General features: G+C 74.0%; 17 protein-coding genes. 11 read left to right on the top strand and 6 right to left on the bottom strand.

Annotated elements, in window-relative coordinates; translation table 11 throughout:
- Positions 1-2: 2 nt before the first annotated feature.
- From ACZ42X_RS12850 to ACZ42X_RS12860, 3 genes are all read right to left on the bottom strand, one after another.
- Positions 3-3908 (bottom strand): wHTH domain-containing protein, encoded by a 3906-nt coding sequence (locus ACZ42X_RS12850; protein ID WP_468287939.1) that lies wholly within the window; start codon positions 3906-3908, stop codon positions 3-5.
- On the bottom strand, positions 3905-5200 hold the full coding sequence (locus tag ACZ42X_RS12855; RefSeq protein ID WP_468288761.1) for a helix-turn-helix domain-containing protein: 1296 nt from the start codon (positions 5198-5200) through the stop codon (positions 3905-3907). Before ACZ42X_RS12855 ends, ACZ42X_RS12850 begins: the two co-directional genes overlap by 4 nt.
- A 303-nt stretch (positions 5201-5503) precedes the next feature.
- Entirely contained in the window at positions 5504-7141 is a 1638-nt protein-coding gene (locus ACZ42X_RS12860) for an acyl-CoA dehydrogenase family protein (protein WP_468287942.1), read from the bottom strand.
- A gap of 17 nt (positions 7142-7158) precedes the next feature.
- On the opposite strand from ACZ42X_RS12860, the gene ACZ42X_RS12865 reads away from it, so the two are divergent.
- From ACZ42X_RS12865 to rsgA, 7 genes are all read left to right on the top strand, one after another.
- Positions 7159-8358: a YihY/virulence factor BrkB family protein gene (locus ACZ42X_RS12865; protein WP_468287945.1), complete on the top strand. Its 1200-nt coding sequence runs from the start codon at positions 7159-7161 to the stop codon at positions 8356-8358.
- Between the two features lie 117 nt (positions 8359-8475).
- Positions 8476-9168, top strand: a complete 693-nt coding sequence (locus ACZ42X_RS12870) for a response regulator (protein ID WP_468287948.1) — start codon at positions 8476-8478, stop codon at positions 9166-9168.
- Positions 9161-10276 carry a sensor histidine kinase gene (locus tag ACZ42X_RS12875; protein WP_468287951.1) on the top strand — a complete coding sequence of 372 codons (1116 nt, stop codon included), beginning with the start codon at positions 9161-9163 and terminating at the stop codon, positions 10274-10276. The genes ACZ42X_RS12870 and ACZ42X_RS12875 overlap by 8 nt, the downstream gene beginning before the upstream one ends.
- Positions 10277-10399: 123 nt before the next feature.
- A complete protein-coding gene (locus ACZ42X_RS12880) occupies positions 10400-10981 on the top strand; it encodes a DM13 domain-containing protein (RefSeq protein ID WP_468287953.1) in 582 nt (193 codons plus the stop codon).
- Positions 10982-11051: 70 nt separating this feature from the next.
- The gene (locus ACZ42X_RS12885) at positions 11052-11522 is read left to right on the top strand and encodes a cation:proton antiporter regulatory subunit (RefSeq protein ID WP_468287955.1); all 471 of its coding nucleotides are present in this window, start codon (positions 11052-11054) and stop codon (positions 11520-11522) included.
- A 1-nt stretch (position 11523) separates the two neighbouring features.
- Positions 11524-12789 carry a cation:proton antiporter gene (locus ACZ42X_RS12890; RefSeq protein WP_468287958.1) on the top strand — a complete coding sequence of 422 codons (1266 nt, stop codon included), beginning with the start codon at positions 11524-11526 and terminating at the stop codon, positions 12787-12789.
- Between the two features lie 277 nt (positions 12790-13066).
- Positions 13067-14218 carry a ribosome small subunit-dependent GTPase A gene (rsgA, locus tag ACZ42X_RS12895; protein ID WP_468287961.1) on the top strand — a complete coding sequence of 384 codons (1152 nt, stop codon included), beginning with the start codon at positions 13067-13069 and terminating at the stop codon, positions 14216-14218.
- 146 nt (positions 14219-14364) lie between these two features.
- On the opposite strand, the gene ACZ42X_RS12900 is transcribed toward rsgA, so the two are convergent.
- A complete protein-coding gene (locus ACZ42X_RS12900; RefSeq protein WP_468287963.1) occupies positions 14365-15267 on the bottom strand; it encodes a hypothetical protein in 903 nt (300 codons plus the stop codon).
- Positions 15268-15495: 228 nt separating this feature from the next.
- On the opposite strand from ACZ42X_RS12900, the gene ACZ42X_RS12905 reads away from it, so the two are divergent.
- Together ACZ42X_RS12905 and ACZ42X_RS12910 are read left to right on the top strand one after the other, a co-directional pair.
- Complete coding sequence (locus ACZ42X_RS12905; RefSeq protein WP_468287966.1) at positions 15496-18846, top strand: tetratricopeptide repeat protein; 3351 nt, start codon at positions 15496-15498, stop codon at positions 18844-18846.
- A 190-nt stretch (positions 18847-19036) separates the two neighbouring features.
- On the top strand, positions 19037-20320 hold the full coding sequence (locus tag ACZ42X_RS12910) for a bifunctional transcriptional activator/DNA repair enzyme AdaA (RefSeq protein WP_468288764.1): 1284 nt from the start codon (positions 19037-19039) through the stop codon (positions 20318-20320).
- Positions 20321-20322: 2 nt separating this feature from the next.
- On the opposite strand, the gene ACZ42X_RS12915 is transcribed toward ACZ42X_RS12910, so the two are convergent.
- A complete protein-coding gene (locus ACZ42X_RS12915) occupies positions 20323-20805 on the bottom strand; it encodes a DUF456 domain-containing protein (protein ID WP_468287968.1) in 483 nt (160 codons plus the stop codon).
- A 42-nt stretch (positions 20806-20847) separates the two neighbouring features.
- Positions 20848-21873, bottom strand: a complete 1026-nt coding sequence (locus ACZ42X_RS12920; RefSeq protein ID WP_468287971.1) for a helix-turn-helix domain-containing protein — start codon at positions 21871-21873, stop codon at positions 20848-20850.
- Between the two features lie 156 nt (positions 21874-22029).
- Between ACZ42X_RS12920 and ACZ42X_RS12925 the strand changes: the two genes are divergently transcribed.
- Both ACZ42X_RS12925 and ACZ42X_RS12930 read left to right on the top strand, forming a co-directional pair.
- Positions 22030-23292: a protein phosphatase 2C domain-containing protein gene (locus ACZ42X_RS12925; protein WP_468287974.1), complete on the top strand. Its 1263-nt coding sequence runs from the start codon at positions 22030-22032 to the stop codon at positions 23290-23292.
- Positions 23293-23329: 37 nt separating this feature from the next.
- Positions 23330-25075: a pyruvate dehydrogenase gene (locus tag ACZ42X_RS12930; protein WP_468287977.1), complete on the top strand. Its 1746-nt coding sequence runs from the start codon at positions 23330-23332 to the stop codon at positions 25073-25075.
- Positions 25076-25226: the final 151 nt, after the last annotated feature.

Below are 25226 nucleotides of genomic sequence, written 5' to 3' on the forward strand. Positions count from 1 at the left end.
CGTCAGCCGGCGGGGGTCTGTGGGATGAGGGGGATGCGGGGGAGGGCGGCGCGGATGGCTTCGGCGGGGTCGGTGACGGGGATGCCGAGCTGGGTGAGCCAGTGGTGGACGCGGGCGATGGGTTCGCGTACCTCCCTGGCTTTCTCCATGAGGACCTGCAGCGTGACGCCCTTGCGGCTGGTCGTGTCCCCGAAGTCGTCGATCAAGAGGAGGGCCACGTCGTACGAGAGCCCCTCGGGCAGGTCCTGGCGCGAGGGCGTGATCCCGTACTCGGCCAGTCGCCCGGCGATCTCCCGGGGGCGGACGCCCAGTGTCTCCGCGGCGAGCAGGATGCGGCCGAAGGGTACGGGCTGGTCGGCGCGCAGGTCATCCCACAGAAGAGGACCGTCGTCCGCGAACAGTCGTTCGTCCATGTCCGACGGGGTGGCGGGGCGCAGCTCGGGAACCATGAGACCGAACGCGCGCAGACGGGACGCCGCCTCGGCCAGGGAGACGCCGCACCGGCGTGCGGCCGCCAGCACGTGGCTGTACTCGACGGGCCTGCCCGGCCGCACGGGTTCCTCGGTGCGACCATGGCCCTGCGGCGGGGTCAGCAGGTCGAGGTCATGGGGTTCCACCTCCGCGGGGAACCCGTCCGGCGCTGCGAAACCCAGGCCCTCGTACCAGGTGATGGCCTCCGCCGGAGTCATCCCCCCTGCCTGCGCCGCCTCGAGCACATGCGCCGGGGACACGGGATCACCGGCCGCCAGCCACGGGGAGGTCCCCGTCAGACAGGCGCTGAGGACTGGGCCCAGCTCAGGTGCGGGCCGGGCGGGCAGACCGGTCCCGTCCGCATTGAGTCCGCACGCGCGCAGCCGGGCGCAGAGATCCGGGACGGTGACGGCCAAGGCGTTCGCCATCATCACCAGCAGACCGGGCTCGACGTCGACGCCGGGCGCGAACCACCGGTTGCCCTCGTGCTGCCGCAGGAAGGGGCCGAGCAGATCGTCCGCGGCGGCTGCCTCGGCGGTTCGGACCATGGCGTCCGGGACGTCGACACCCGCGTTTCTCCACCGGTCCACGATGGAGCCGAGTGACGCTCGTTCCTGTCGGGCGGTCCGGAGGAGCAGACTCACGCCGGGCTGTGGGCGCGCGCGGCGCCTGGCCGCCCTTCTCGCCCCCGTACCCGCCGGTGGAAGCTCGGAGGGGAACGCCTCGCAGGAACCGTCGAACAATCCCAGCTGGGCGGCGCGCACGGCGACGGCCCGGGAGGACCGGCCGAGGGCCCGGGCAAGCTGCCGGACTGCATCGCCCTGCATCCCGCGTGAGAGGCCACGCAGCTGCCGTAGCAGGCGAGCGTCGGACGGCAGGGCGGGCGCCACGGGGCCGACGGCGTCCAGCTCGGGGCAGAGCCCGATCAGCTCACTCAGCACCGGGTGCGGGCGATGCGCCAGCAGCCGCCACAACAGGATGTGGTCCGGCACGGAGAGCCTGGTCGCCGTGCGCCACCTCCGTGCGTCGTACACCCCCTTCAGCTCCGGGAAGAGCAGCGGGAGGTCCTCGATGAGGTAGCCGGTCCGGGCGTCGCAAAAGGTCATCTCCGGCACCGCGATCACGCGGCCCTCGGCGATGCAGCGCTCCACGACCAGGTCCGCCAGCACCTCGTTGTCCTCGGCGAGCCGGGTCAGCCACTGGTGGTCCAGCAACGGGCTGTCCAGGAGGTGGCCCACCGCGTCAGTCAGCAGCAGCCGCAGCGGCTCACGCAGGTCGTCCAGGATCTGGGACCGGTCCGCCGTGAGGCGCTCCGGTGCGAACGGCCCCGAGAGGTTCACCACGGCGCCCGGCAGGTCGGCGCCTCGGGTCGACACCAGGCCAGCGTGCTCGGCCGGCCGGACCACCAGGCCGTCCACCAGCAGTCCTCCGCCGCTCGCGCACCAGAAGACCTGGATCCCGGGCGGAGCGTCCGGCCAGGCGTCGATGGCTCCGGAGACGTGCAGACCGAGCTCTTTGTCCCTGGGTGTTTTGCTCTCGTGCAGCCGCCCCGGCTCCCACCTGAGGACATCGACGCCGTGCCGGGCCACCGTCGGGAACTCCGCGACGCCCAGCAGCCGGTCCAGTACGCCGGGGCAGGACCAGTCGCTGTCACCCGCCTCCCGCAGATACAGCCGGACGGTGGTGCCCGGCTCCTCGCCGCGCTCCGCCCGTCTCACGATGCGGAACAGGTGCCCGGGGCCGAAGATCGACGCCTCCAGCACCGGCCCCGGGCGGCCGTCGCGGCCGAGGCGGCAGGTGGTCACGCGCAGCTCGTCGGCCAGCATGAAGTAGCTGAGCACACCGATCCCGAACCGGCTGTTCGGATAGAGCTCGACCGGCGGGTCCAGCCGTGCCCACTCCGCGTGCTCCTCGCGGAACTCCGGCTGCTCGGCGAAGCGGGCGCCCGCCCGCGAGAACACGCCCCGCAGCTCCGCCTCGCCCATCCCGATGCCGTTGTCGCGGCACTCCACGTACGCGCGGCCGTCCTCGTCGACGCTCTGCTCGAAGACGATGGAGCCCTCGTACGCGTACGTCGCACCCGCGTGCGTCCGGTCCAGGTACTCCGTCCTGGCCCGCCGGTAACGGCAGGCGTCCAGGGCGTTCTGGTACAGCTCGCGGACCGCCAGGTCCGGGTCCTTGTAGAGCTGGACGCCCATCAGCAGCTCGCGTACCCGGCGTTCGTCGAGGCGGAAGCTCGCCCAGCCGGTGAACGTGCCGTCGGCCGGGACCACTCCGTCGGCCGAGAGCCGCACCGGCAGGCGCGGCATCGGGTGCGTGATCCGCTCCCGTACCGTACGGGTCACCGCGTGCAGGGTCTCGTCCATGCGGGCGGCGGCCGTGCGCAACCCCTCCACGACCGCCTCGTGCGCGCACTCGGCGCGCAGCACCGGCAGGTCCGCCGGGCCGCCCCACGACGACTCCTCCAGCGTCGTGCGCAGCGCGGCCAGGTCGACCGGGTGCGGGATGCCCAGGTGCTCGGCCACGATGTCCGGCAGCGTCGTCACCTCGGCCGTCAGCGCGTACGCCAGCGAGCACAGCAGCGCCAGCCGCTGGTCCCGCACCCGCTGGACGCCCAGCGACTCCTCGGAGGGCAGGGCGTCCAGGAACTCCGGGTTGCACACGTCGGGGCCGCGCCGCAGCGCGTGCAGCAGCCGGCTCACGCGACGCGGGGTCACCACCCGGTGCAGCGGGGCGTCCGGTGTGCCGAGCGCGTCCAGCAGCTCCCGCACCGTCTCCTCGTGCGCATGGCTCTCGTGCCGCACCAGCCACCGGTGGTACAGCCACCAGCCGATCGGAGCCTCGGCCTCCGGGCGCAGCAGCGCCCGCTGCACCAGCAGCCGGTGGCCGTCGGCGTACGCATCGAACGACGCCCGCTCCGGCGCCCGTCCCGGCACGCCCAGGAGCCACGGCTCGACGTCCAGCCGGGCCGCCGCCTGCCGCAGGTCGTGCACCCGTGACAGGAGGGGGACCAGCGCGAACAGTGCCGCCTCGGCCGGATGGAGGTCCAGCCCCGGCTCCTCGCCCAGCAGCCATTCCACCCGCTCGACGAAACGCAGGGCGCTGTGCGGGTCCTGCCATGGATCGTCGGTCAGGCGCGCCTCGGCCGCGTCGCGCAGCCGGGCCAGCGAACCGGCCATCGCCGCGGCGGCCTCGCGGTGCGGCCCGGCGTCCCGGTTGTCCGGCACGTGCTTCCAGACGGCGGAGCCGCGGACCGCCGACACCCACGGGTCCTCCGCACCCGACGGAACGAGAGGCACGGGCGCCTGATGGATCGTCAGCTGCCCGATGCTCTGGGCCTGTACGACGGAACCGACCACCGTGCTGTCGCCCACCACGTTCCGACCGCCCGCGTCCTGCATCCGCCGCGCCTCCCCGCCCCGCCTTGTGCGGCTCACAGCTTAGAAGCCGCACCACCCCGCGCCGCCACCACCGCCGGGGCCGTCGAATGCGGCAGCAGCTCGGACAGATCGTCCGGATGACGGACGATCACCTCCACCTCCTCGCGGAACCGGTACGGCCGGTGCGCCAGCACCCCGCCGAGCGTGCGGCGGACGCGTGACATCTCCGCGCGGACCGTCACCGTGCGCGTACTGTCGCCGAACACGTCCTCCGCCAGTTGCGCCGCGCTGCGCCCCTCCGGATGCCGGGCCAGGACGTACAGCAGCTCGGCGTGGCGCGGACTGAGCTCCTGCGTCCAGCCGCCCGCACCGCCCGACACCTCCAGGGACCAGCGGCGCGGCCGGCTCACGTCCAGGACCACCCGCCCCGGGCCCCCGGCCGCCGCCGCGCCGTCCTCGTCGTCCTCCACCCGCAGCAGCCAGCCGCCCGGCAGCGGCTCCACCGCGCACCGCCCCAGCGAGGGCACCAGCACCCGGCCCGCCCCGAAGCCGCGGGGCAGTGTCAGCCGGCCCACGGGCGGCATGCCCGTCACCGCGGCCATCCACCCGTGGGCGTCCACCGCCACCGCCCGGCCCCCCACCCGGCACAGCACCGGCGCCGCCACCGAACGCAGCCGCTCCAGCGCCGTGAAGTGCCGGTTGCGCAGCTCCGCCTCGGCGAGTTTCGCCACCGAGCTCACCAGCAGCAGCGTCGCGGGGTGCATCGTCGCCAGCGGCCCGCTCACATCCACCGCGCCGAGCAGCCGCCCGTCCCGCGGATCCGTGATCGGCGCGCCCGCACACGTCCAGGAGTGGTGCGTCGACACGAAGTGCTCCGCCGAGTGCACCTGCACCGGGCGGCGCGTCACCAGCGGCGTACCCAGGCCGTTCGTACCGACGGTCGCCTCCGTCCAGTCCGCGCCCGGCTCGAACCCGTGCCCGTCCGCCTTCCGCAGGACCGCCGGACTGCCCTCCCGCCACAGCACGCGGCCGTCCGCGTCCGCCACGACCATGATGTGCGGCACCGACCCGGAGGCCGATCCCGGCGCCGCCATCAGCCCCTCCCGCAGCAGCGGCAGCAGTTCCGCCAGCGGCGAGGCGCTGCGGCGGCGCTCCAACTCGACCGACGACAGCAGCCGCGAGCGGTGGTCCCTGTCCGGATCCACGCCCTTGCGCAGCATCCGCTGCCAGGACTCGCGGATGTCGGCGCGCGGCGCCAGCGGCGAGGGGCCGCCTCTCAGCGTGGCCTCCCGCACGCCTTTGAGCAGCAGCGCCGCCTCCCGCGCGTCCATGGCGGCGAGTCGCGCCATGTCGACAGTCGCCCTGCGCACCTGTCCCTCCCCGCTGCCCCGCACACGGTGGCCGGTATACGTCACCCCATCCTCCCCTGACCGCCACGGGCGTGCACCGGCTTTGCCCATGACGCTGCAACCCCTTGCAACTCTCGCGCAGGGGCGTGCGCCCGTACGAAAGTGGTGTCGTACCGGTCGTCCGGCGACGGTCTCCGGTACGAGCACTGGGTTGGTGCCGTGTCGGCGCAGCACCACCCCACTCTCCCTGGGCGCGGGCCGTATGGACACAGCGGCCCGCGCCCGCTTGCTGTCGGGCCGGTGTCAGACGACCGCCCGCGCCCGCTCCACCACCGCTCCCAGGTCCAGCGTGTGCGGCAGCGTCCCGAACGCCGCGCCCCAGTCGCCGCCCAGGCGCGACGCGCAGAACGCGTCCGCCACCGGCGCCGGGGCCCACCGCACCAGCAGCGAGCCCTGGAGGACCAGCGCCATCCGCTCGACCAGCCGGCGGGCCCGCGCCTCGACGCCCTCCAGGTCGGCCAGTTCGGTCAGCAGGTCCTTGATCGCCGCGTCCAGCCGGTGGTCGGCGCCCCGCGCCTTGCCGACCTCCTCCAGCAGCGCGTTGAGCGCCAGGGGCTCCCTCTGCAGCGCCCGCAGCACGTCCAGCGCCTGGACGTTGCCCGAGCCCTCCCAGATCGAGTTCAGCGGCGACTCGCGCAGCAGCCGCGGCATCCCCGACTCCTCGACGTAGCCGTTGCCGCCCAGGCACTCCAGCGCCTCCGCCGTCACCGGCGTACACCGCTTGGTCACCCAGTACTTGGCCGCCGGCACCGCGAGGCGCAGGAAGGCCTTCTCCTGCTCGCTGTCGGAGTCGTACGCGGCCGCCAGGCGCATCGCCAGCGCGGTCGCCGCCTCCGACTCCAGCGCCAGGTCGGCCAGGACGTTGCGCATGAGCGGCTTGTCGATCAGTACGCCGCCGAACGCGCTGCGGTACGCGGCGTGGTGCACGGCCTGCGCCACCGCCTGCCGCATCAGCGCCGCCGAACCGACCACGCAGTCCAGCCGGGTCGCCGCCACCATCTCGATGATGGTGCGCACCCCGCGGCCCTCCTCGCCGACCCGGCGCGCCCAGGTCCCGTCGAACTCCACCTCGCTCGACGCGTTCGACCGGTTGCCCAGTTTGTCCTTGAGTCGCTGGATCATGAAGACGTTGCGACTGCCGTCGTCGAGGACGCGCGGCACCAGGAAGCAGGTCAGCCCCCCGGGCGCCTGCGCCAGCACCAGGAAGGCGTCCGACATGGGCGCGGAGCAGAACCACTTGTGGCCCGTCAGGACGTACTCGCCCGCCGCGGCCAGCGGCGTGGCCGTCGTCGTGTTGGCCCGTACGTCACTGCCGCCCTGCTTCTCGGTCATGCCCATCCCGAAGAGCACGCCGTTCTTCTCGGCGGGGGACCGCAGCTCCTCGCCCTCGTACACCTGCGAGGTCAGCTTCGGCTCCCACACGGCGGCGAGCTCGGGGTCCGTGCGGAGCGCCGGGACGGCGGCGTGCGTCATCGACAACGGACAGCCGTGCCCGGCCTCGGTCTGCGTCCACACCAGGAACCCGGCGGCGCGGCGGACGTGGCCGCCGGGCCGGCCCCAGGCGTTGGTGAGGCCGTTGGTCACGGCGTGGCCCAGCAGCCGGTGCCAGGACGGGTGGAAGTCGACGTGGTCGATCCGGTGGCCGTACCGGTCGTGGGTGCGCAGCTTCGGGGGGTTCTCGTTGGCGAGGAACCCCCACTCCTGCGCCTGGACGGACCCGGCCGTGGTGCCGAGCTTCGACAGCTCGCTGCGGGCGTCGTCGAGGAGTTCGAGCGGAAGGTGGCGTTCCACGGCCTCGGTCAGTGCGTGATCGGCGGCGAAGACGTCGTACCCGACCAGGGGCGGAGGCTGGTTGGTCACTGTGTGGGTGGTGGCTGCCATGCGGATACGGTAAGGAGGTGCAGGCAGCAAAAGAAACACCCCAGTGGCACCCCAGGTCACCGGGCCGACTCCACCGGGCGCGGGCCCTCTACCGCAACGTCTCCAAGCGGAAAATGGCGTGGCTCCTCCTGAAGGACACCGTCAATTCGTGCATCGAGTACCGCATCCTCGGTCTCGCCGCCGAAGCGGCGTTCTTCACCCTCCTGTCGCTGCCGCCCCTCATGCTGGGCCTGCTCGGGCTGCTCGGCTACATCGACGAGTGGACCGACACCACCACGGTCGCCTCCATCGAGAAGAACATCCTCGCGGCCGTGGGCACGGTCCTGTCCGAGCGGGGCGTCAACGACATCGCCAAACCCCTCCTGGAGGACGTCACCAAGGGCGGCCGCCCGGACGTCATCTCGATCGGTTTCGCCATCGCCCTGTGGTCGGGCTCGCGCGCCGTGAACGTCTTCATCGACACGATCACCGTGATGTACGGCCTCGACGGCCACCGCGGGATCGTCGCGACCCGGCTGCTCGCCTTCCTCCTCTACATCGTGGCCCTGCTGATCGGCGCGGTCGTCCTGCCGCTGGCCGTCGTGGGCCCCGACCGGGTGGTGGAGCTGATCCCCTGGGGCACGGAAGTCGTCTCGATCCTGTACTGGCCCGTCGTCATCCTCCTGTCGATCGCCTTCCTCACCACGCTTTACCACGTGTCCGTCCCGGTCCGCTCGCCCTGGATCGAGGACGTGCCCGGCGCCCTGGTGGCCCTCGGGATGTGGGTGCTCGGCAGCTTCCTGCTGCGCATCTACCTGACCAGTACGGTCGAGGGGCCGACGATCTACGGCTCGCTCTCCGCGCCGATCGCGGTCCTGCTGTGGATCGGCATCTCCGCCTTCGCGGTCCTGGTCGGCGCCGCGGTGAACGCCGCGATCGACCGCGTCTGGCCGTCCGTCGCCACCGCCGCCGCCCGCGCCGAGAACGAGCGCGCCCGCGCGGCCGAGGCCGCCGCCCTGGTGGCCCGGGCGAAGGCGGCGGTGGAGGACCTGGACGACGAGGACCCGGACATGCCCTCGGAGTTCCCCGAGCGCTGGTCGCGGTTCCTGCCGCCGGACGACGTGGTGGCGCGGCTGCACTCGCCGAAGGAGAAGGAGAAGGAGAAGGACAGGGAGCGGGACCGGGACAGGGACCGGGACCGGGACAAGGGCCGTGGAGGCAAGGAGCGGCCGGCTTAGACGGGGACCCCCGTCGTCTCGCGGGACCACGGTCGGTGGTACGGGCCGTGCGGGCGTCACCGAACGGTCATCACCGGCGCCGCGGGCGTTGTCAGTGCCGTCCGCCAAACTGGCGGCATGCGCAACATCCTCGTCGTGGACGACGACCCCACCGTCTCGGAGGTCGTCACCGGCTACCTCGAACGGGCCGGTTTCTCCGTCGCGCGCGCGGCCGACGGGGCCGAGGCGCTGCGGCTGGCCGCCGCGCGGTGGCCCGAGCTGGTGGTGCTGGACCTGATGCTGCCCGGCATGGACGGCCTGGAGGTGTGCCGCGCGCTGCGCGAGCGCGGGCCGGTGCCGGTCATCATGCTCACGGCGCGCGGTGACGAGGAGGACCGCGTCCTCGGCCTGGAGATAGGCGCCGACGACTACGTGACCAAGCCGTTCAGCCCGCGCGAACTGGTGCTGCGCGTCGAGTCCGTGCTGCGCCGGGGTGCCGCGCCCCCACCCCCCGCGCCGGCGAGGAGTGCCGGCATCGTGCTCGACCCGGCCGCCCGGCGGGCCACCAAGGACGGCCGCGAGCTGGCGTTGACGCTGCGCGAGTTCGACCTGCTCGGCCACCTCATGCGGCACCCGGGGCAGGCCCACAGCCGGGAGGCGCTGATGCGCGAGGTGTGGGGCTGGGAGTTCGGCGACCTGTCGACCGTCACCGTCCACGTACGGCGGCTGCGCGGCAAGATCGAGGACGATCCGGCGAGCCCCCGGCTGATCCGGACGGTGTGGGGGGTCGGCTACCGCTTCGACCCCGGGCCGGGAGGCGCCGATGAATGACCTGCTCCTCATCGCGGCCTACGCCTTCGCCGGGGCGGCCGCCGCCGGGATCGTCGGCGCCCTGGTGCTGCGCGCCCTGCGCCACCGGTCGCTCGTCGTCTCGCTGACGGTCGTCGCCGCCGTCACCGTGGCCGCGATGCTGGCGGGCACCCTCACCGTCTGCAAGGCGATGTTCCTGGAGCCGCACGACTTCTCCGTCATGACCACCGTCGTGGCGATGGCCGGGGTCGTCGCCCTCGCCACCGCCCTGCTGCTGGGCCGCTGGGTCGTCGCCCGCAGCCGCGAACTGGCCCGGGCGGCCCGCTCCTTCGGCGACGGCGGCAGCTTCGCCGCACCCGGCGGCGCCGCCACCGCCGAGCTGGCCGAGCTCAGCCGCGAGCTGGCCGCCACCAGCGCCAAGCTGTCCGCCTCCCGGGCGCGGGAGCACGCCCTGGAGAAGTCCCGGCGCGAGCTCGTCGCCTGGATATCGCACGACCTGCGCACGCCGCTCGCCGGGCTGCGCGCCATGTCCGAGGCGCTCGAGGACGGCGTCGCGCCCGACCCGCAGCGCTACTTCCGGCAGATGCGCACCGAGGTCGACCGGCTCAACGCCATGGTCGGCGACCTCTTCGACCTCTCCCGCATCCATGCGGGCGCGCTCTCCCTGACCCCGGCCCGCATATCCGTGGACGACCTGGTGGAGGAGGCCCTCGCGGGCGCCGATCCGCTCGCCCGCGAGCTCGGCGTACGGCTCGTCGGCGACCGCGTCGACACGGTGCCGGTCGAGGTGGACAGCCGCGAGATGACCCGGGTGCTGGCCAACCTGCTGGTCAACGCCATCCGCCGCACCCCCGCCGACGGCACCGTCGCGGTCGCCGCCGAGCGCCGCGCCGACCAGGTGGTGCTCTCCGTGACCGACGGCTGCGGCGGCATACCGGAAACCGACCTTCCCCGGGTGTTCGACACCGGCTGGCGGGGCACCGCGGCCCGGACACCCCCCGCGGGAGCGGGCCTGGGCCTGGCCATCGTGCGCGGCATCGTCGAGGCGCACGCCGGCCGCGCGGACGTGCGCAACGTCCACGGCGGCTGCCGCTTCGAGGTCGTCCTCCCGGCCGCGCCGGGAGCGTAGGCCCCGGGCCGTACGCCCCGGTGACGTAAGACTTTCGTCATGGCGTGAGCCGCCTCCGACGCCGGTACTCCGCGTTGAATGGGCCGTGCATGCGATCGGACCCGTGGATACCTGGAGGCAGTGATGAGTCGCGTACGACGTCGGATGACCGGCCCGGTGGTGACAGGCGCCGTGGCGCTCGTGCTGGCGGCGGCCGGCTTCGGGCTGTACTGGGTCCAGCCCTGGAAGCTGTGGACCGATGCGACGGTCGACGAGTCGGCCCCGTCGGCCGCGGCGCCGCCGCCCACCGCGCCACCCACGGTGGACCCTTCGGCCGCGGCGACCCCGGCGACCCCGGCCACCCCGGCCGCGCCCCGCACGGTCGCCACCGGCAGCCTCATCAGCCATGAGCACCGCACCTCCGGCACCGTGCGCGTGCTGCGGCTCGCCGACGGCTCCCACGTCCTGCGGCTGGAGAACCTCGACACCAGCAACGGCCCCGACCTGAAGGTCTGGCTCACCGACGCCCCCGTCCGCGAGGGCAAGGCCGGCTGGCACGTCTTCGACGACGGCGCGTACGTCAGTCTCGGTGACCTCAAGGGCAACAAGGGCGACCAGAACTACCCCCTGCCCGCCGACATCGACCCGGCCGAGTACACCAGCGTCAGCATCTGGTGCGACCGCTTCGACGTCTCGTTCGGCGCCGCGCCACTACAGAAAGTGTAATGATACGGTAAAGAAGATCCTTTTCTCGTCGTCATCGACCGCGCACACGCGCCACCCCGGGAGGGCGATCATGGGAACCCGTCGGACCCCGCTGCCGGGCGTCGGCACGCAGTACGACTTCACCACCGAAGCGGGCCAGCACATCTCCGTCGTCGTCCACAACGACGGCCGCCGCTTCCTCGGCTTCTACCGCGCCGACGACCCCGACACCTGCGAGGCGTCGGTGCCGCTGACCCCCGACGAGGCCACCGCCCTGGCCCACTTGATCGACCCGGCGCCGCTGGAGGCCATCCGTACCGACGGCCTCGACCTCGTCACCGAACACATCCCCGTCAACAGCCGCTCCCCCTACGCGGGGCGGCTGCTCGGCGACACCCGGGCCCGCACGCGCACCGGCGCCTCCATCGTCGCCGTCCTGCGCCGCACCAGCGTCCACCCCTCACCCGGCCCCGACTTCCGGCTGGCGGTGGGGGACACCCTCGTCGCCGTGGGCACCCGCGAGGGCGTGGACGCCCTCTCCGTGATCATCGCCGGAGGATGACATGCACGACACCACCGCGCTCCTCATAGAACTGGGAGCGGTCATCCTCGGCCTCGGACTCGTCGGACGGTTCGCCGGGCGCATCGGCCTCTCCCCGATACCCCTCTACCTCCTCGCCGGACTGGCCTTCGGGCACGGCGGCCTCCTCCCGCTCAAGGCCAGCGAGGACTTCGTCGCCGTCGGCGCCGAGATCGGCGTCATCCTCCTCCTGCTCCTCCTCGGCCTGGAGTACAGCGCCACCGAGCTCGTCACCAGCCTCAAGACGCAATCCCGGTCCGGTGCCGTCGACTTCCTCCTCAACGCCACCCCCGGCGCCGTCGCCGCCCTCCTCCTCGGCTGGGGACCCGTCGCCGCAGTCGCCCTCGCCGGCGTCACCTGGATCTCCTCCTCCGGCGTCATCGCGAAGGTCCTCACCGACCTCGGCCGCCTCGGTAACCGCGAAACCCCCGTCGTCCTGGGCGTGCTCGTCATCGAGGACCTGTCGATGGCCGTCTACCTCCCGCTCCTGACCGCCCTGCTCGCGGGAGTCGGCCTCGCCGGCGGCAGCATCACCGTCCTCATCGCCCTCGGCACGGTCGGCCTCGTCCTGTACGTCGCCCTCCGCCATGGCCGCCTCATCAGCCGCGCCGTCTCCTCCGACAACCCGGAGATGCTGCTCCTGGTCGTCCTCGGCCTCACCGTGCTCGTCGCCGGTGTCGCCCAGGAACTCCAGGTCTCGGCGGCGGTCGGCGCGTTCCTCGTCGGCATCGCGCTCTCCGGCGAGGTCGCCGAGGGCGCCCGCAAGCTCCTCACCCCGCTGCGCGACCTGTTCGCCGCGGTCTTCTTCGTCTTCTTCGGCCTCTCCACCGACCCGGCCGCCATCCCGCCGGTGCTGGTGCCCGCGCTGCTGCTCGCCCTCGTCACCGCCCTCACCAAGATCGCCACCGGGTGGTACGCGGCCCGCCGCGCCGGCATCGGCAGCCGCGGCCGCCTCCGCGCGGGCGGCGCGCTGGTCGCCCGCGGCGAGTTCTCCATCGTCATCGCGGGCCTCGCGGTCGCCACGGAACCGCGCGTCGGCCCCCTCGCCACGGCGTACGTCCTCATCCTGGTGATCCTCGGCCCGCTCGCCGCCCGCTGGACGGAACCGGCCCTGCGGCGCGTACGCCTGCCCCGCCGCTCCCGGCCACGCACGGATCCGCCGCCGTCCGGGCAGGAGCCGATGACGGACGGCGCGAGGGAGGGAGCGAGGGGCGGCGTGACCGTCAGCGGGCCGGCCGAAGGCCGATGAACAACGGGCCGACTGCCGCACGCCGGAAAAAAACATTGGCGCGGGTGTGCGGAAGTGCCCTACGGTGAAGCCGTTCGCACGACCACGACGAGAACGTCAGAACTATGGGCGGGAGGTGTTGACCGATGACTGTCATTGCGCTGGGCGCTGCCCGCATCCAGTCCTATGTCACCGCCATTCCCGTGGCCTCCGGTTGACGCAACGCAACCCTGAGACCGCGCGCCCGTCCGGGCTCGCGCCCTCGCCGGAGGTCACCCTTCCCTGAAGGGTCTCCCCCTTGTCTTCGTCGACTTCGTCGTCGTCTTCGTTCTCTTCGTCTTCTTCTTCCTTCTCTTCCTTCTCTTCTTCCTCCGCGCCGCGTTCCCTCGCCCCGTACGGCTGGGACGCGGCGTGGGAGGCGGAGTTCGCCCCGTACGCCGCCCAGGGGCTGCTTCCCGGCCGGGTGGTACGCGTCGACCGCGGCCAGTGCGACGTCGTCACCGCCGACGGGCTCGTCCGCGCCGACACCGCGTTCGTGACGCCGCACGATCCGCTGCGGGTCATCTGCGCCGGTGACTGGGCCGCCGTCGAGCGCGACGGCACTCCCCGGTACGTACGCGCGTATCTGCCGCGGCGCACCGCGTTCGTGCGCTCCACCTCCTCCAAGCGGTCCGAGGGGCAGATCCTCGCGGCCAACGTCGACCACGCCGTCATCGCGGTCTCCCTCGCCGGTGAGCTGGACCTGGGCCGGATCGAGCGGTTCCTCGCCCTCGCCTGGGAGTCCGGCGCGCAACCGCTCGTCGTGCTCACCAAGGCGGACCTGGTGCCCGACCCCGTCGGGCTGTCGTACCTGGTGCAGGACGTCGAGACCACCGCACCCGGCGTGCAGGTCCTGCCGGTCAGCTCCGCCACCGGCGAGGGCGTCGACGTGCTCGCCGCCGTCGTGGCGGGCGGCACCAGCGTGCTCCTCGGCGTCTCCGGCGCGGGCAAGTCCACCCTCGCCAACGCGCTGCTCGGCGAGGACGCCATGGCCGTCCAGGCCATCCGCGACGTCGACGGCAAGGGCCGGCACACCACCACGACCCGGAACCTGCTCCTCCTGCCGGGCGGTGGCGTACTGATCGACACGCCCGGGCTGCGGGGCGTCGGGATGTGGGACGCCGGGACGGGCGTGGGGCACGTCTTCTCCGAGATCGAGGAGCTGGCGGAGGAGTGCCGGTTCCACGACTGCGCCCACCAGGCGGAGCCCGGCTGCGCGGTCCTCGCCGCCGTCGAGGCCGGCACCCTCCCCGAGCGGCGCCTGGACAGCTACCGCAAGCTCCTCCGCGAGAACCGGCACATCGTCGCCAAGACGAACGCCCGCCTGCGCGTGGAGATGCGCAAGGAGTGGAAGCGCAGGGGCGCGGAGGGCCGTGCGGCGATGGAGTCCAAGCGGGGGCGCGCGCGCTGACACCGTACGACCGGTACGGCTGATACGAGCGGGACGGGGTGCTCGTGCCTCCCTGGCGCGGGCGCCCCGCCCCGGCGCCCCGTCCCCGCCTCGGCACCCCGTCCCCGCCTCGGCACCCCGCCCCGGCGCCCCGCCCTGGCGACCCGTCAGCTGACGGCGGCCGCCTCCGAGACGCCGTCCCGCAGCGCTTCGGCCAGAGGCAGCACCGTCTCGCCGTGGCCGAGGTACTTGACCGCCGGGTGCGCGTCCAAGCCGGGGTTGGAGACCTTCCTCGTCTCCTCCAGCGCCTCGCACGGCCCCGTCAGCACCTTGCGCAGGTTCATCGACGCCACGATGTAGTCGTCCCGGTCGGCGACGTTCACCCAGCGGGCCACCCGCGGGGGCGCGAACGGCGGCTGCGGGCGGACCCGTTCCCGCACGATGGTGCGCAGCCCCAGCGGCGAGCCGAAGGTCACCAGCAGCGGCAGCGGCGCGTCCAGCCGGTGCAGTGCCTCGTACGCGACGACCGTCCCCAGGGAGTGCGCGTACACCGCCCGTGTCTCCGGCCCGATCTCGGCCAGCACGGCCTGCTGCGCCCGCTCCCGGATGTCCTCGTCCTCCAGGTACGCGGCGACCTGGGCCAGGTTCCGCAGGAGGGTGGTCTTCAGCGCGCCGAAGACCGAGCGCGCGACGATGCCGCAGCGGGCGAGGCTGCCCACCGTGAGCCGGAGCAGCTCCGGCACGCCCTGCTCGGGCCCGAGGTCCTCACGGAACGCCGTGAGTTCCCGTGCCGCCTCCGCGCGGTCGCCGGGGTCGGCGGCGTGCTCCTCGACGTTCTCCAGGAGGTCCTGGCCGACGCGCTGGGCGGTGGCCGCCATCGTCTCGGGCAGCGGCTGGTCCCACTCGTCGCGGGGCGTGTACGGCGTGAAGAGGTCGCGGTAGTACGCCATGGCGCTGCTGACGCGCCCGGTCGTGAGCCGGTCGGCGAGGTCCGCCTCGCCCGCCGCCCGCAGGGTTTCGCCGATCGCCGCGGTCCACTCGTCGTGGAGTTCGCCGACGGTCTGGCCCAAGGGGCCGATGCCATGAACGAGAACGACTTCTGCCACCGTGCGCGGTCCCCCTCCGCCGGCCCGGCGCCGACCGTCACCGGCCCGGGCTTCTCGCTGTCGCCTCGCTGCGACTGCATCTGTCGCGTCAGTGCAGCCGTAGCCGCCGCACCAGCATCCCTTCCGGCCCTGCGGGCGGTCAACTCGCCGCTGTGCAGCCTTCTTTGCGCGCCCCTCCCAGATAATGGCGCGATGTCGAACCGCTTCTCCTTGGTGATCGCCGCGCAGTGGGACGGCTCCGGCCGGCACCTGGACGACCTCGCGCGTCAGGCGGAGGCGCTCAACGCGTATCTGCTCGACGACGACCGCGGCGGCTGCCTGCCCGCCCACGGCGGCGGCCTGCTGCTCGACCCGGACGGCGTCGAGGCCGTCCGGGAGGCGGTCGCCGCCGCCTTCGCGCACACCACGGCGTCCGCCCAGGACGGCCCCGCCACCCTCCTGCTCGCCTTCCTCGGCCACGGGCTCGGCGTCCGCCACGACGACTTCCTCTACCCCGTGGCCACCAGCCCGGCCGTGCCCGACGCGCGGACGGCCTACTCCGTCCCGGAGGGCCTGCGCGACGGTCTGACCCGCCACGGGGACGTCCGCGCGCTGGCCGTGCTCATCGACGCCTGCCAGTCCGGCGTCGCCGCGCTCGCCGCCGCCCGGGAGTGGTTCCCCGCCTCCGTGGAACGGGGCCGCGAGATCGCGGTCCTCACCTCCGCCTCCACCGACCAGCCCGCCTACGGCCTGTCGTTCGTACGCGAGGTCAACCGGGTGCTGCGGGACGGCCACGCCCGCCTCGACCGCCTGCTCTACCACGACCAGCTGCGCTGGGCGGCGGGCTCGGCCGCCAGGGGGCAGCAGCCGCAGACGGTGGCGCACGGCGGCGCCTACAGCGGCCCCGACCCCGCGCGGCCGCACTGGATCGCCCGGAACGCCGCCTACGTCAAGGCGTTCAGCGTGCTCGCCGCCAGCCCGCCCGGTGAGGCGCAACTGACCCATCTGCGCCGGTTCCAGACGCCCGAGTCGCTGCCGAAGGTCATCGACGCGGTGACGAGGCACCGGGCGGTCGCCGTCGTGGGCCGCAAGGGCTACGGCAAGAGCGTGCTCGCCGCCGCCCTGTGCCGGCCGGAACTCCTCGCGTACGCCGCGGAGTTCCGCGTCACGGCCCTGCACCACCTGGGCCCGACGTCCGCGGACGAGCGCGTCCTCTCGGACATCGCCCGCCAACTCGCCGCCCACCTGCCCGGGTTCGCGGACGCCCAAGCGGCGTTCCGCCGCGATGTACCGCAGCCCGAGCGCAACGCGATGCCGCCGCAGCGGCGCCTGCTGGCCGAGCCCCTGTCCCGCTGCACGTCCACCGAGCCCGTACGCGTCGTCGTGGACGCCCTCGACCAGATGGAACCGAGCCAGATCCCGCGCCTGAACGAGGCGCTGGACAGCCTCGTCGCGGGCACGCCCCCCTGGTTCGGCATCGTCGTCACCAGCCGCGACGGGCTCCGGCTGCCCGACTCGTGGCACCAGCTGCCCATGGACCCCGCCTCCGACGAGCAGATCAAGGGGTACCTGCGCACCGAGGGCGGCGGGGCCGGGCGACGCGGCGACATCCTCCTGCGGGCCGCCGGCAACTGGCAGACGGTCCGCCTGCTGGTCCAGGCCGGGGCCGCGGCCGGCTCCGAAACCCTCCACGACGCCCTGTACGAGGAGGCCTGGGACCGCGCCCGCAGGAACGCGCCCGGCGGCCGCGCCGCATGGGTGGACGCCGTGCTCAACGTCCTGGGCGCCGTGGGCCAGGGCCCGGTGCTGCCCCGCCCGCTCCTGCTCCGGGCCGCCGCGCACCTCCACGGCCCCGGCACCGAACCCGAGCTCGACCAGGTGCTGGAGCTGCTGCCCGGGCTGCTGAGCCGGGTCCCCGAGCCCCGCGTCGGGGAGATGATCGGCGCCGACCACCAGACCATGGTCGACCACATCGCGGAGGCGGCCGAGACCGAGGGGCGGCTGTCGCCGACGGAGGGCCACCGCGCCCTCGCCGAAGCGCTCGGCACAATGGCACCCATGATCCACCACGATCCGGACGACCCCCTCCACGCGTACGCGCGCGACGCCGAACCCGTACACCTGTGGGAGCTCGGCGACTACCAGGGCGTACTCGCCAGCCTGGAGGCCCGGCCGTCGCCCGACGCGGCCGCCAACCGCGACCGGTGGCTGGCCTGGTGCGAGCGGTTGTCCGCCCGGCCCGGCCCGGAGCACATCGCGACCCTGCGGGCCCGCCAGCACGCCGCCTACTGGGCGGGGCGCGCCGGGTCGTACAGCACCTCGCGCCAGATGTACGAGGCGGTGCTGGAGGTCCAGTCGCGCGTGCTGCCGCCCGACGACGAGGACATCCTGGAAAGCAGGCACCGCATCGCCTACGCGACCGGCCAGACGGGCCGCTTCGCCGAGGCGGTGGAGCTCCACCGGGAGCTCCTCGCCACCCAGACCCGCGTCCTGGGCCCCGACGACCGGCGGACCCTCGAAACCCGCCACCACATCGCCTACTGGACCGGGCGCGGCGGGGCGATGGCCGAGGGCCTGCGGCTCCACGAGGAGCTCCTGCCGCACCAGATCCGGGTCCTCGGGCCCACGCACCGGGACGTCCTGGAGAGCCGCCACTACATCGCGTACTGGTACGGCCGCCTCGGCCGGCCCGACGAGGCGCTCGCCATGCACGAGCAGCTGCTGCGCGACCGCGTCGAGGTGTTCGGCGAGGACCACGAGCAGGTGGTCTTCAGCCGCATGAACATCTGCAAGTTCACCGCCGAGGGCGGCCGGCCCCGGGAAGGCCTCGCCGCCTACCGGGAACTGCTCCCCCAGGTGGAGCGGGTCAAGAGCCCGCACCACCCCGACGCGCTCCTCGTACGGCTCAACATCGCGCGCTACACCTGGGAGCTCGGCGACCCGGTGGAGGGGCTGCGGCTCCACGAGGAACTCCTCGCCGACCAGCGCCGCGTCAACGGGGACCGCCACCCCACCGTGCTGATCACCCGGCACAACATGGCCTGGATCCACGGCGAGACCGGCGACCCGGAGCGCGCGGTGCGGGAGCTCACCGCCCTGCGCGACGAGCGCATCGAGGTGTACGGGTCCGCCGACCACCCCGAGGTCCTGACGACCCGCCTCGGCATCGCGTGGTGGACCGCCGCCGCCGCTGACCCCGAGGCGGGGGTGGCGCAGCTGCGCACGGTCCTCGCGGACCGGTCCCGCGTGCTGGGCGACGGCCACCCCGACGCGCTGGACGCCCGCTCGCGCCTCGGCGAGCTGCTCGGGCGGGCGGGGGCGGGACACGCGGAGGAGGCCGCGGAGCTGCTGTCCGCGACGGCGGCCGAGCAGGCGGAACGCAACGGTGCCCGGCACCCGCACACCCTCGCCACCCGGGCCCGCCTCGCGGACGTCCTGCTGCGCACGGGCCGCCCGTCGGAGGCCAGGGAACTGCTGGCCGGGCTGCTCCCGCACCAGGCCGAGGTGCTGGGGTCCCGGCACCCGTCCACGCTGGCGACCGAGACCGCGCTCGCCCCGGGGTGAGGTCCGGGGCGAGGGCCCCGGTCCGCGCCGCGCCACGAACGCGGTGTCCGAAAACCGCCGGACCGCACCCCGGCGGCCCCGCGACACTGGAGGCGTGACAGGGACGTACGGCGAGACGGACACCCGGTGCGAGGCGGAGACCCGGTACGAGACGGAGGCCCGGTACGGGACGGACACCCGGTACGAGGCGGTGCGCAGCCGGGACGCCCGCTTCGACGGCGTGTTCTTCTTCGCGGTGGCGACCACCGGCATCTACTGCCGGCCCAGCTGCCCGGCCGTCACGCCCAAACGGCAGAACGTCACGTTCTTCCCGACCGCCGCCGCGGCCCAGCGCCACGGCTTTAGGGCCTGCCGCCGCTGCCGCCCCGACGCCGTGCCCGGGTCCGCCGCCTGGAACGTACGCGCGGACGTGGTGGCGCGGGCCATGCGCCTGATCGGTGACGGGGTCGTGGACCGCGAGGGCGTCCCCGGCCTGGCGGAGCGGCTCGGGTACAGCGCGCGGCAGGTGCAGCGCCAGCTCAACGCCGAGCTCGGCGCGGGGCCGGTCGCCCTCGCCCGGGCCCAGCGCGCCCACACCGCGCGGACGCTGCTTCAGACCACGCCGCTGCCGGTGACGGAGATCGCCTTCGCGTCCGGATTCGCCAGCGTGCGGCAGTTCAACGACACGATCCGGGAGATCTACGCACGCACGCCGAGTGAGCTGCGCGGCGAGCGGCGCGGCCGCGGGGGCAGTGGCGCCGGCGGGGTCCCGCTGCGGCTCGCGTACCGGGGCGCGTACGCCGCGCGGGAGGTCTTCGACCTGCTGGCGGACGAGGCCGTCGACGGTGTGGAGGAGGTCGCCGGCCGGCCCGGCGCGCGCACCTACCGGCGTACGCTGCGGCTGCCGTACGGCTCCGGGATCGCCGCCGTCGACGAGCGGTCCTCCGGGCCGTGGCTGGAGGCCCGCATCCACCTGAGCGACCTCCGCGACCTGACGACCGCCGTCCAGCGGCTGCGGCGGCTGTTCGACCTGGACGCCGACCCGTACGCGGTCGCCGAGCGGCTCGGGTCCCTCGCGGCCGCGCGCCCGGGCCTGCGGTCGCCCGGCGCCGCGGAGCCGGAGGAGTTCGCGGTACGGACCTTGGTCGGGCGCGCGGAGGCGCGTCGGCTGGTCGCGGCGCACGGCACGCCGCTCGACACCCCGTGCGGCGGCCTCACGCACCTGTTCCCCGCGCCCGCCGCGCTGCTCGGACACCCGCGGGCGGGGGCGCTCGCCGCCGCGCTGGCGGGCGGTGACCTGCGGCTCGACCCGGGCGCCGACCGCGACGAGGCCGAGCGGGCGCTGCGCGCGCTGCCCGGGGTCGGCGCCCGGCCGGCCGCGCTGATCCGGATGCGCGCCCTGGGGGACCCGGACGTGGCGCTCGACGAGCGCGCGGACCGGGAGGAGTGGCGGCCCTGGCGTTCGTACGCCACGCGGTACCTGGGCAGTCGGTAGCCTCAGCCGCCAAGCACCGCGCCGATCCAGCCGCCGACGACCAGCAGGCATGCGAACAGCTCCACCAGCACACTCGCACCGATCGCCCGCATCACCGTCCGGGTCGAGCTGACGGCCGGCCCGTGGCCGCCCAGCCGGAGCCGCTCCGCGAGGTAGATGCCGCCGATGTAACCCGGTACGGCTCCGACCACCGGGACCAGCACGAAGCCGAGCACCGCGCCCACCCCCGCGTACACCACCATCCGGACGGTGACGCCCGCGCCGCGCAGCCGCCGCGCGGGCAGCTGCCAGACGATGACCTGGGTCAGCAGGAGGAGGGCCGTCGCCGCGACGAGCAGCCACCAGGCGAGGCCGCTCTTCTCGTGGAGCGCCCACCACGCCGTCGCCGCCCAGACGAGCCAGGTGCCGGGCACGCCGGGCACCAGCACGCCGAAGAGGCCGAGCAGCATCACCGACCCGACGATGACGAGCTGCCACGCACCCACGCGTCCAGCCTGCCGGACCCGCTGCCTCCGCGCAGGTCGGAGTCAGCTGCGCGCCACCCACCCGCGTTCGTACGCGTGCCAGCCCAGCTGGAGGCGCGTGGTCACGCCCGCCGCCTCCATCAGGGCCTTCACCCGGCGCTGGACCGTGCGCAGGCCGAGGTCGAGCTGCTTGGCGACGCTCGCGTCCGTCAGGCCCGCCAGCAGCAGGGAGAGGATCTCCAGGTCCGTGGCGTCCGGACCGGGGGCCGCGCCCTCCGTCACGCGCTCTCCGGAGCCCGGCCGCAGCGGCACCGCCTCGCGCCATACCGCCTCGAAGAGGGCCGTCAGCAGGTCCAGCAGCCCGCTCGCGTGCACCACCAGCCCCGCCGGCTCGGCGTCCCGGCCGCCCGTCAGCGCCACCATGGCCAGGGTCCCGTCGGCGATCACCAGGTCCGCCGGGAGCCGGTCCGCGACCCGGAGCCGCCCCGCACGGGGGAGCCCGGCCACCCCGTCCGGTCGCGACAGCACCTCCCGGGCCACGACCGCGCGGTACGCCACGGGCGCGAGGCCCTCCCGTTCCGCGGTCTCCCCGTCTGCGGCCCCCCGTTCCGCGGCCTCCCGGTCTGCGGTCTCCCGTTCCGCGTCCTCCCGGCCTGCGTCCTCGACCGGCTCCGTCACCAGCGCGCACACCTCCCGCGCCGCCCCCAGCCGGAGCTGCCGGAGCCGGTGCGCCACCGCGCTCGCGCCCGTCACCACCTCCACCAGGTCGTGCGCCTCGGGCCCGGCCGCCTCCGCCCGGTACCCCTCGGCGAGCACCGCCGCCGCCCGCTCCGCCCGCTCCAGCTCGTGCCGCTGCCGCGTCAGCAGCGCCCCCAGCGCCACGGCGGGCGGCGCCGCCACCCAGCGCCCCGCGCCCGCCGGGGACCGGGCGGCCAGGCCCCGCGACTCCAGCCGCCGGAGCGTGCGTTCGGTGTCCGGCTCCGGCAGCGCCAGCCGGTGCGCGAGATCCGCGACCTCCGCCGCACCCAGCGACACCAGCGCGCGGTACGCCGACTCCTGCCGTTCGTCCAGGCCTATCGCGGACAGCACCCCTGAAGCCCCCTCGTTCCCGCGGCCGTGGCGTGAAACGGCCACGGCGTGAACCCGCCGCGCTCATCATGACCGCCCCACCCGCCCCGCTGCCATGGTGCGGTCATTTTCCGGATGACCGTTTTCCTCCGCACCGGGCGGTGGACAATTAAGGGCATGAGCCCACAGGGGGAGACGCCCACCACCGGCGGGGACGACTGGTGGGAGAAGCTGTACGACGACGGCACACCGGACACGGCCCCGGCCGCGACGGGCGACACTCTGGACGACCGCTTCGACTCGGCGTCCGACACGGTGGCCGACCCGGTCTCCGCCCCGGCCCCCGGTTCGGCGTCCGACACGGTGGCCGGCCCGGCGTCCGACCCGGCCTCCGGCATAGCGGCTGATGCGGCGTCACCCCGGCTCCCCGGCCCGCGCGCCGGCTACGTCGGCGACGGGCCGCCGACGTACGACGCCGAACCGACGGCCCTGCCGCCCGCCCAGGCCGGGCAGCTGGGGCAGCTGGTCGCCGACACCGTGCTCGACGGCGCCCGTTACGGCACGTACACCCTGCGCGCCGCGTCCGTACGCGGCGACTCCGCGCGCTACCGCGGTGAGCCGCGCCGCGACGCGCTGCTGACCGCCCGGTTCGGCGGCGGAGACGCCGCCCTCGTGCTGGTCGCGGTCGCCACCGGTGCGCGCGCCGCCGAGGCCGCGCACCTCGCCGCCGCCGACGCCTGCCGGCGGATCGGCGACGCGGTGGGCCGCAGCCACGCGCGGCTGTCCGAGGACATCAGGGCCGGCCGCCGCCGTGACCTCAAGTCGGGCCTGCACCGGCTGACCGACCGCACCTACGGCAAGCTGCGCGCCCGCGCCGCCGAGCTGGGCGTCGCGCCGGAGGAGTACACCGCCGGGCTGCGCTGCCTGCTGATGACCGCCGATCCGGGCTGCCGTACGCGTGTCTTCTTCGGCGTCGGCGACGGCGGGCTGTTCCGGCTGCGCGACGGCGTCTGGCAGGACATCGAGCCGCGGCCGCCCGAGCCGGGGGACGTCACCGGCGAGCCCGTCGTCGGTTACGGCTCACCTCCGGCCGCTGCCCCCGCGGGGGAGGCGACGCCCGCCGAGACCCCGGAGGGCGACCGGCTGACCATGGACCTGGGCGTCCCCACGCCGCCCTCCCCGTACATCGAACCTCCCGTCCCGCCCCCGGCGGAGCCGTTCCGCTTCCGCGCCTCCGTCGCCCGCCCCGGCGACACGCTGCTACTGGCCGGCCCCGGGCTCGCCGAGCCGCTGCGCGGCGAGGGCGCGCTGGCGAAGGAACTCGCCGAGCGGTGGGGGAGCGGCGGGCCGCCCGGCCTGGCGCGGTTCCTCGCGGACACCCAGCTGAGGGTGAAGGGCTACGCCGATGACCGTACGGCCGTGGCCCTGTGGGAGGAATGAAGAGGCGGGAACGCGGCGGCCATGAGATGGATGGACCATGGCCAAACAGAGCGTGGCGGAACAGTTCGTCGAGATCCTCGTGCGCGCCGGCGTCCAGCGGGTGTACGGCGTCGTCGGCGACAGCCTGAACCCCGTCGTCGATGCCATCCGCCGTACCCGCGGCATCGACTGGGTACAGGTGCGCCACGAGGAGGCCGCCGCCTTCGCGGCAGGCGCCGAGGCCCAGCTCACCGGCCGGCTCGCCGCCTGCGCCGGCTCGTGCGGCCCCGGCAACCTCCACCTCATCAACGGCCTGTACGACGCGCACCGCTCCATGGCCCCGGTCCTCGCCCTCGCCTCGCACATCCCCTCTGGCGAGATCGGCCTCGGGTACTTCCAGGAGACCCACCCCGAGCGGCTGTTCCAGGAGTGCAGCCACTACTGCGAGCTGATCTCCAGCCCGCAGCAGATGCCCCGGGTGCTCCAGACCGCGATCCAGCACGCCATCGGCCGCGGCGGGGTGAGCGTCGTCGCCCTGCCCGGCGACCTGGCCGCACAGGCGGCCCCGGACAAGCCCGTCGAACAGGCCCTGGTCACCACCCGCCCCACCGTCCGCCCCGGCGACGCCGAGATCGACGCGCTCGTCCGGCTCATCGACGATGCCGACAAGGTCACGCTCTTCTGCGGCGCCGGCACCCAGGGTGCCCACGCCGAGGTGATGCAGTTCGCGGAGCGCGTCAAGGCACCGGTCGGCCACGCCCTGCGCGGCAAGGAGTGGATCCAGTACGACAATCCGTACGACGTGGGGATGAGCGGGCTGCTCGGTTACGGCGCCGCCTATGAGGCCACCCACGAGTGCGATCTGCTCCTGCTCCTCGGCACGGACTTCCCGTACAACGCCTTCCTGCCGGACGGCGACGTCAAGATCGCCCAGGTCGACGTGCGGCCGGAACACCTCGGCCGCCGCTCCAAGCTGGACCTGGCCGTCTGGGGCGATGTGCGCGAGACCCTGCGCTGCCTCGTGCCCCGTGTGCGCCCCAAGTCCAGCCGCAAGTTCCTCGACAAGATGCTGAAGAAGCACGCCGACGCCCTGGAGGGGGTCGTCACGGCGTACACGAGGAAGGTGGAGAAGCACACGCCGATCCACCCGGAGTACGTCGCCTCCGTACTGGACGAAATGGCCGATGACGCGGCGGTCTTCACTGTCGACACGGGAATGTGCAACGTGTGGGCCGCCCGCTATCTGACCCCCAACGGACGGCGTCGCATCATCGGCTCGTTCCGGCACGGCTCGATGGCCAACGCCCTGCCGCAGGCCATCGGTGCCCAGCTCATCGACCGCAAACGGCAGGTCGTCTCCCTGTCGGGCGACGGCGGGTTCTCCATGCTGATGGGTGACTTCCTGACCCTGGTGCAGCACGACCTGCCGGTGAAGGTGGTGCTCTTCAACAACTCCTCCCTGGGGATGGTGGAGCTGGAGATGCTCGTCGCGGGCCTGCCGTCGTACGGGACCGAGAACCACAACCCCGACTTCGCAGCCATCGCCCGGGCGGCCGGCGCGTACGGCGTGCGCGTGGAGAAGCCCAAGCAGCTCGCGGGCGCGCTGAAGGACGCCTTCAAGCACAAGGGTCCGGCGCTGGTCGACGTGGTGACGGACCCCAACGCGCTCTCCATCCCGCCGAAGATCAAGGCCGACATGGTGACGGGCTTCGCGCTCTCCGCCAGCAAGATCGTGCTGGACGGAGGGGTGGGCCGGATGCTCCAGATGGCCCGCTCCAACCTGCGCAACATCCCCCGGCCGTGACTCGCCGCCCGACCGATGCTCCCCGCACGCTCGCGTACTACCCCGATGCGCCCCCCTGACCGCCCCCCTGGCCTGGCAATCGCAGGCGTGACGGCGTGTGGGCGGGGGCATGCATCCCGTGAACCAGTTCGAGCGAAAGGGCCGAGCCGTG

Source organism: Streptomyces sp. NPDC030862 (assembly GCF_055571835.1).